Source organism: Veillonella sp., from assembly GCF_019414865.1.
In the GTDB taxonomy this organism is placed as follows: Bacteria; Bacillota; Negativicutes; order Veillonellales; family Veillonellaceae; genus Veillonella.
In genome coordinates this window covers 1-8206 of the sequence record NZ_DXLG01000070.1, presented here as the reverse complement: position 1 = coordinate 8206, position 8206 = coordinate 1, and the positions used below count along the sequence as shown (strand labels likewise).

Annotated in this window: 7 protein-coding genes; all 7 read left to right on the top strand. The window is 37.8% G+C overall.

Annotation, left to right across the window (positions count from 1 at the left end; genetic code table 11):
- The first annotated feature begins 31 nt into the window (after positions 1–31).
- The 7 genes from QZ334_RS05580 (at position 32) to QZ334_RS05550 (ending at position 8165) form a co-directional block, all read left to right on the top strand.
- On the top strand, positions 32–973 hold the full coding sequence (locus QZ334_RS05580; protein ID WP_295232600.1) for a Dyp-type peroxidase: 942 nt from the start codon (positions 32–34) through the stop codon (positions 971–973).
- Positions 974–1154: 181 nt separating this feature from the next.
- Complete coding sequence (gene thrC / locus QZ334_RS05575) at positions 1155–2654, top strand: threonine synthase (RefSeq protein ID WP_295232597.1); 1500 nt, start codon at positions 1155–1157, stop codon at positions 2652–2654.
- Between the two features lie 142 nt (positions 2655–2796).
- Entirely contained in the window at positions 2797–3684 is an 888-nt protein-coding gene (locus tag QZ334_RS05570) for a DMT family transporter (RefSeq protein ID WP_156719044.1), read from the top strand.
- A gap of 257 nt (positions 3685–3941) precedes the next feature.
- Positions 3942–4409: a large conductance mechanosensitive channel protein MscL gene (gene mscL, locus QZ334_RS05565; protein WP_105089463.1), complete on the top strand. Its 468-nt coding sequence runs from the start codon at positions 3942–3944 to the stop codon at positions 4407–4409.
- A gap of 171 nt (positions 4410–4580) precedes the next feature.
- Positions 4581–5630, top strand: a complete 1050-nt coding sequence (locus QZ334_RS05560) for a 2-hydroxyacid dehydrogenase (RefSeq protein ID WP_105089462.1) — start codon at positions 4581–4583, stop codon at positions 5628–5630.
- Positions 5631–5712: 82 nt separating this feature from the next.
- Positions 5713–7401, top strand: coding sequence for a glutamine--tRNA ligase/YqeY domain fusion protein (locus tag QZ334_RS05555; protein ID WP_295232592.1), 1689 nt, complete (start codon positions 5713–5715; stop codon positions 7399–7401).
- A gap of 128 nt (positions 7402–7529) precedes the next feature.
- Positions 7530–8165 carry a hypothetical protein gene (locus QZ334_RS05550; RefSeq protein ID WP_295232590.1) on the top strand — a complete coding sequence of 212 codons (636 nt, stop codon included), beginning with the start codon at positions 7530–7532 and terminating at the stop codon, positions 8163–8165.
- Positions 8166–8206: the final 41 nt, after the last annotated feature.

Here is an 8206-nt window from a genome sequence, read left to right as displayed (position 1 = left end):
GTGTATAAGAGACAGTCATTAGGAGGTTCTTATGGCAGTAGATGTTTCTAGAACACAAGATGTGTATAAAGATGCTGGACAAAGTGTAAATTTTACAACATTATTATTAAATCGTAAAGATCGTGACGCTGAACTCGAAGTGATTCAAGATATGGCGGACCGCATTCAAGCTATTAAACGCTCTGTTAGCATTCGTGCAAATGGTGAAGGTTTGGGCATTGCTTTTGGTTTCAGCCGTAAAGCATGGGATTATTTATTCCCTAATGCACCTATACCAAAAGAGTTAGAAGACTTCCAAGGTATTAAAGGTGATAAACAAGACGTACCAGCTGTAGCAGCTGATTTATTCTTACATGTACGTTCCAATGATGAGTCCGTTACATATACTGTAGTGGATCAAATTATGGAGTTCTTACGTCCTATTACATCTGTAGTAGATGAAACTCATGGCTTCCATTATGAACAAGGTCGTGCCATCATTGATTTCGTAGATGGTACTGAAAACCCTGTTGGTCAAGAAGCTGTAGAGTGGGGCGTTATTGGTGATGAAGATCCTGAATTCACTAATGGTTCTTATGCATTTGCTCAAAAATATGAACACGATCTTGATGCGTGGCGTGCGCTTCCTACAGAAATGCAAGAAAAGTTCATTGGCCGTCGTAAATTCAGCGATATTGAGTTAGAAGATGATGAAAAAGATCCAGCAGCTCATAATGTAGTGGCTCAAGATAATCGCGATGATAAAGAACATAAAATCGTGCGTATGAATGTACCGTTTGCTCAACCTGGACAAGGTGTACGCGGTACATACTTTATCGGTTATGCTCGTTACTGGGATGTAACTAAAACAATGCTTACTAATATGTTTACGCAAAATGATAAATTGCTTGATTATTCCAAACCTATTACAGGCATGCTCTTCTTCATTCCATCCCTTGATACATTGGATGCTATTGCAGAAGGTGAATTATAATCCGCATAGCTAGTTTATGCATGATTTATATGGTTTGTGATGCTCAGTTTTGTTAGCAGCATATAATTTGAATGAAAATACCATATAAATTCTATAGAAGCGCTCCTTTTAGGGGCGCTTTTATGCTATGATAAATCTATTAAACTCGTAAAATCCATTGTAGTTATGAATGAGGTATTCCATGAATTATACTAGCACCCGCGGTACCGTTGCGGTAAATGAAACATATGCATTGTTGCACGGCTTAGCAGAGGATGGTGGTCTATATGTACCATCTTTATTCCCTACAAACTGCTTAACTTACAATGATATGAAAGATAAAAACTATCAAGAGGTAGCAGCTATTGTATTATCTAAGTTGTTCCCATGCTTCTCTGAAGCTCATTTAAATGAAATGATCAACTCTGCATACTCTGATGCTAATTTCAGTACTCGTGATATTGCACCATTACATTCCTTATTAGAAAAGGTTTCTGTATTGGAATTATTCCACGGCCGTACACAAGCTTTCAAAGATATGGCATTGTCCTTATTCCCATATCTATTGGTGGCAGCAAAAGAAGCAGAAGGTGAGAAAAAAGAGGTTCTTATCTTAACGGCTACATCTGGTGATACTGGTAAAGCAGCCCTTGAGGGCTTTAAAGATGTACCTGGTACACATATCCAAGTATTCTACCCAACAGATGGCGTAAGTCCTATGCAAGCAGAACAAATGCAAAAGCAAGAAGGGGAGAACGTTAATGTAACGGCTATTCATGGTAACTTTGACGATGCTCAACAATTCTTGAAACGCTTATTCGTTGATAAGTCTACAGCAGAAGAGGTTGCTGCAAAAGGTGTTATGTTCTCTAGTGCGAACTCCATTAACATCGGCCGCTTGGCACCTCAAGTGGTGTACTATGTAAATGCCTATGCTGAGCTCGTAGCACAAGGTGCTATTCACGAAGACGAAGCTTTCAACGTAGTAGTGCCAACAGGTAACTTTGGTAATATTTTGGCTGCTTACTATGCTAAAAAAATGGGTATTCCTATTGGTAAATTGATTTGTGCATCCAACCAAAACAATGTGCTTACTGAGTTCTTTGAAACTGGCACATACGATATGAATCGTCCATTCTATACAACGATTTCTCCATCTATGGATATTCTTGAATCCTCCAACTTTGAACGTTTCTTGTACTATATCTCTGGTGAAGATAGTGAACGTACCGCTGGTTGGATGAAAGATCTTAAAGCAACAGGTAAATTGACTGTAAATGAAGAAGAGTTCAGTCGTGTTAAAGCTAATTTCGCAGGTGCTTATGTTGATGATGAAGAAACAAAAGCCATCATTGAACAAGTGTACAACTCCTATGGTTATGTGATGGACCCTCATACGGCGGTAGCTATGGGTGCATACATGAAGGAATTAGAAAAACATCCTGAAGATGGTGCACGCCATACAATTATTGCGTCTACTGCACATCCATTTAAATTCCCTACAGCCATTTGCGAGGCTTTAGATATCAAAGTGGGTGATACACCGTATGAAAGCTTAGATAATATTTCTGCTGTAACGGGTGTAGCATTCCCTAAACAATTGGAAGCTTTGAAATCTAAACCATTGCGTTTCACAAAAGCAATCGATAAAGAGAATATGAAACAAGAAATTCTTGATTTTGTAGATACATTCTCTAAATAATATGATGCCGCCTTTCATTAGAAGGGCGGCATATATTTTGATTTTGTAAACTATGTATCTCCTGTATATCGGATTGCTTATATAGATAATACAGGCAGTAACTATGTAGTTACATTATAGTAGAAGTGTATAGGGAGGTAGTATGGCTAAAAAAGGCCTTATGTACGCATTGCTATCGGCTCTTTTGTTGAGTACGATGAATTTATTCGTAAAGATGCTAGGCTCTAATATTCCTTCTGGGGAAATTGCCTTTTTCCGCGGCTTATTTGGTACGGTAGCGGTTCTTATCGTTATGTATACCCAAGGCATCCGATTCTCTAAAGAAGATAGAGGACATCTACTAATGCGCGGTTTATACGGCGGCTTTGGCATGGTTTGTAACTTTATTGCCTTAGTGCATTTAAAGTTATCTGATGCAACGATTTTATTTCAAACCTCAGGTATATTTGTATTGATATTTAGCGCCTTATTTCTTAAAGAACGGGTACCTAAAGGGGCTGGTAAATGGCTTCTTTTGATCTTTGTAGCTGTAATGGTTATGGTAAATCCATTTAGCTTTACCGGCTTTACTTGGTTCGCCTTAGTAGCTATTTTAGGGGCTGCTTTATCTGCGGCTGCGTATACAACGATTCGCCTTATATCTAAGCGAGGTAAACATAGTAATTTCGAAATTATGGCGTATTTTATGATTACAGGTATGATTGCAGGGCTTGTTACAACTGACAAACTCGTTATGCCTCAAGGCACAGATTGGCTTATCATCTTGGCGATTGGTGGTATAAGTGTAGTGGCTCAGTTCTTCTTGACTGGTGCCTTTGTTACAACTAACGCTGTAGTGGCACAATTCTTACAATATGTTGGTGTATTCATCAGTTCCTTCTACGGCTTCTTGTTCTTTGGTGAAAGCTTATCTATTGAAACGATAGGCGCTGGTGTGGCGATGTTCGTATCTTCTGTTATGTTGGCTCGCCTCAAAGAACAAAGTGGACCTTTACAAGAAGGAAAGGTTATAGAGGATAAAATTAAATAATTGTCGAATCTATACAATAATAGACGTTGTATGACAGTAGAGGTGCTAATCACATTCGTGATTGGCACCTTTTAACATGGTGCGAAAAATACGCATGATTACTGGTTTGTTACAATAATAGATAGGATTATGAAAAACTATATTAAATAAATTCGAAAGACTACATCGAAAATTCTTGACATCTCTTCATCTTTCCTTTATGATTAGTACAGTTATTAACGCATTCTCAATTAAGTGTATCTAGGAGTAGTGAGAACATGAAAGATTTTTTGAACGATTTTAAAGCTTTTGCATTCAAAGGTAACATGATGGACCTTGCTATTGGTATGATTATTGGGGCTGCTTTCACAGCGTTGGTTAACTCCGTTGTAAGCAACTTGTTCATGCCTATTATCAGCTTGTTCACAGGCGGTATTGATTTCAGTAACTTGTACTTGCCATTAAATGCTGCATCTAAAGATGCATTTATGTCTGGTGCTGATATTAATACAGCTCGTGCAGTTGGTTCTGTATTGCCATACGGTACATTTATTACTGATTTGATTCAATTCTTAATCTTGGCGTTCGTTGTATTCTTGATGGTTCGCGCATTAGCTAAAATGATGAAAAACGCGAAAGAAGAAGAAGCTGCTGAAGCACCTACAACTAAAGAATGTCCATTCTGTAAAACAGAAATTCACATTGATGCAGTTAAATGTCCTAACTGTACAGCAGATTTGAAATAATTCAAATTTAAAGCTACATAAAAGGAGTAAGGCCTAGGCCTTACTCCTTTTTGTTGTATTACGCCAGCTTTCTAGTATAAAATATAAGTATATAATAGAAATATATAATATTAACTTTTATGCGAAATTCTTGGGCGTGTATTATAAGACGTTTTTGGAGGACTTATACATATGGAAAAAAAACCTCTAGTTGTTGTAAACGGTTTAGTCCGTAAAGATGCAATTGCTTATTTAAAAGAGCACGTAGATGTGCGCCAATGGACTGAAAAGACTGTAATGCCTCGTGAGACATTAAAGGAATGGCTCGTTGATGCGGATGGTTTGTGGTGTGTTCGCCCTTTAGATGTAGACGGTGATCTTGTAAAAAATGCACCTAATTTAAAGGTTATTGCTCAAGCAGCTGTGGGGTATGATAATGTAAAAATTGATGAATTAACAGCAGCAGGCATTCCTTATGGCAATACGCCAGGTGTTCTTAATGAAACCGTAGCAGAGCTTGCTTTTACATTGATTGCCACTGCTAGTCGTCGTATTCTGGAAAATGCTAATTTCGTAAAAGAAGGACGCTGGGCTCAAAGACCATCTAATATTAAGGGATTTGATTTAAGTCGCCGCACCCTTGGTATTATTGGTATGGGCGCTATTGGTGTATCTATTTCACGTCGTGCCCGTGCATTCGGTATGACTGTGGTATACCATAATCGTAATCAGCGTATTGATGACAAGATTCATAAAACTACGTATATGGAATTAGATGACTTGTTAGCTACTAGTGATGTAGTTTGTGTGATGGCTCCACTAACAGATGAAACATATCACATGTGTGATGAAGCATTCTTCAAAAAAATGAAGAATACTGCATTGTTTGTTAATGTTGGCCGTGGACCTATCGTTGATACAGATGCTTTGATTAATGCCCTAAAAACAGGTGAAATCGATTACGCAGCACTTGACGTAACTGATCCAGAGCCATTGCCAGCAGATCATCCATTATTGGATGTTGAGAACTGTCTTATCGTACCACATATTGGTTCTTATACTGATCGTACGCGTTATGATATGTCTATTTTGACGGCTGACAATATTATTGCTGGCGTTCATAAGAAACCATTAAAGACCTGTGTTAATGAAGAAGTTAACTATAAGAAACCAGAAATGGATGTAGAGTCTGCCTTAGAAGAGCTTAAAAAAGCTGGTATAGACTTAGCTGATTTCGACTAATATCACAAGACCTCAAAAGATATGCGGTATTATGCAAAATATGGTAAAATAAAAGAATATTTATCCTATGGAGGTTAGAACGTTGGAACATAAAGATATTGAAAAAACTGTAGCTCCTGAAGAAGTTGTGTCTGTTAACTTTATCGAAGCTATCATCAACAAAGATAACGAAACTGGCAAATACGGTGGTCGTGTGTTAACTCGCTTCCCGCCAGAACCAAATGGTTACTTACATATTGGTCATGCTAAATCTATTTGTCTTAACTTTGGTATTGGCAAACAGTACAATGGCTTAACAAATCTTCGTTTTGATGATACGAATCCTGCAAAAGAAGATGTTGAATACGTAAACTCCATCATGGAAGATGTAAAATGGCTCGGCTTTGATTGGACTGATGAACCACGTTATGCATCTGACTATTTTGGTCAAATGTACGAATATGCTAAGAAATTAATCACTCTTGGCAAAGCGTATGTAGATGATCAAACGGCTGATGAAATTAAACAAACCCGTGGTGATTTCTCTACACCTGGTGTTAATAGCCCATACCGCGATCGTAGCGTAGAAGAAAACTTGAAACTCTTCGAAGAAATGAAAGATGGTAAATACGCTGATGGTGAAAAGGTATTGCGTGCAAAAATCGACATGGCTCATCCTAATATCGTTATGCGTGACCCTGTTATTTATCGTATTGTAAATACAGAACATCATAACACAGGCAATGAGTGGAAGATTTACCCTATGTATGACTTTGCTCATCCTATTGAAGATGCTATCGAACGTATTACACACTCTATCTGTACTTTAGAGTTTGAAGTTCATCGTCCATTGTATGATTGGGTACTTGAGGATTGGGATGATACTGAAATTCCGCAACAAATTGAGTTTGCTCGTTTAAATGTAACTAAAATGGTTATGTCCAAACGTAAATTGCGTGCACTTGTGGAAGCTGGTCTCGTAGCTGGCTGGGATGATCCTCGTATGCCTACTATTTCTGGTTTGCGTCGTCGTGGTTACACGCCAGAAGCAATTCGTGATTTCTGCGATCGCATTGGCGTCGCTAAAGCTGATAGCGTTGTTGATATTGCTTTGCTTGAGTTCTGTATCCGTGAAGATTTAAAACTCAAAGCTACACGTCCTATGGTAGTTATTGATCCTGTGAAAGTTGTTATTACGAACTATCCAGAAGGTCAAACTGAACTTTGCACAGTTGAAAATAATCCAGAAAATGAAGAGTTGGGTAACCGTGAAGTTGTATTCGGTCGTGAAATCTACATTGAACGCAATGACTTTATGGAAGAGCCAGTTAAGAAATTCTTCCGCTTGGCACCAGGTAAAGAAGTACGCTTAAAAGGTGCATACTTCATTACATGTACTGATGTTATCAAAGATGAAAATGGCAATATTACAGAAATACACTGTACATATGATCCAGAAACTAAGAGCGGTAGCGGTTGCACTCGTAAGGTAAAAGGGACATTGCACTGGGTTGAAGCATCTACTGCAGTAGATATTGAATCTCGCTTATATGATTATTTACTTAAAGAAGATTCCGATGGTAAAGACTTCTTGGGCGATTTCAACCATGACTCCTTACAAGTATTCCATAGTAAAGGGGAAGCATGTCTTGCTAATACTGTACCAGGAGACCATTTCCAATTCTTGCGCCAAGGTTACTTTGTAACTGATAAAGATAGCACACCAAATCATATCGTAATGAACCGTATTGTTGGGTTACGAGATAGCTGGGCTAAGGCACAAAAGAAATAATTTAGTCAGTCATATACGTTGCTAAGATAATGATAAAGAACCGCTCCATTAAGGGCGGTTCTTTACTACTGTGTTGTTACTATAAATGTTGAGAGTTTGTGACATTAACATTTCACTAGAGGAGACATATGAAAAAATTAGTATTACTTGCTACTGCAGCTGCTGTATTAGTATCTGTTCCAGCAATAGGTTCTGCAGCAAACATTAAGTCCGTTTTGAATAAAAGTCAAACTGTAACATATCAAGGTGTTAAATTACCTGAAGGTGTTACAATGTATCAAAATAATCCTAAAGCACTTTTTGCAGGCGAGGCAAAAAAAGATATTAAATCTGTGTTTATAGAAGCGGGTGCTACCTCTGCTAATGTATCTACATTGAATATTAAAAACGAAAATGAAATGAACTATGCTGTATATGGTGATGTAGTATTAGGAAAGCAATTATCTGGTCGCATGAGTGAAACTAAGCATGTCAATGCAGATCCATCTTCACTAGGTGCACTTGCCTCTGCTATTAATAAGGGGGATAGTCCAATCCTTGGTACTTTCACAGTTGTAACGCCATTAGCTAAACAAGGTAATGTATATGAAGGAATATTAAAATATAAAAGCGTAGCTAATAATAATTCTTATAATGAAGTTTTACATATTAGCCTTTTTGATGATAAATATACTGGTCCGAATGCACGCTTTATAGCTATAGATGAAGCTAATGATGCTGCAATATTCCCTAAAGTTAAGACTTTGCTAACCGTAAAAAAATAAATAATTATTGAAAACTGTCTCTTATACACATCTCCGAGCCC

What these genes read in the sequence shown, in the direction of transcription:
- QZ334_RS05580 (WP_295232600.1), top strand. Translation starts at nt 32, where the DNA reads ATGGCAGTAGATGTTTCTAGAACACAAGATGTGTATAAAGATGCTGGA.
- QZ334_RS05550 (WP_295232590.1), top strand. Translation starts at nt 7,530, where the DNA reads ATGAAAAAATTAGTATTACTTGCTACTGCAGCTGCTGTATTAGTATCT.
- QZ334_RS05560 (WP_105089462.1), top strand. Translation starts at nt 4,581, where the DNA reads ATGGAAAAAAAACCTCTAGTTGTTGTAAACGGTTTAGTCCGTAAAGAT.
- thrC (WP_295232597.1), top strand. Translation starts at nt 1,155, where the DNA reads ATGAATTATACTAGCACCCGCGGTACCGTTGCGGTAAATGAAACATAT.
- QZ334_RS05570 (WP_156719044.1), top strand. Translation starts at nt 2,797, where the DNA reads ATGGCTAAAAAAGGCCTTATGTACGCATTGCTATCGGCTCTTTTGTTG.
- mscL (WP_105089463.1), top strand. Translation starts at nt 3,942, where the DNA reads ATGAAAGATTTTTTGAACGATTTTAAAGCTTTTGCATTCAAAGGTAAC.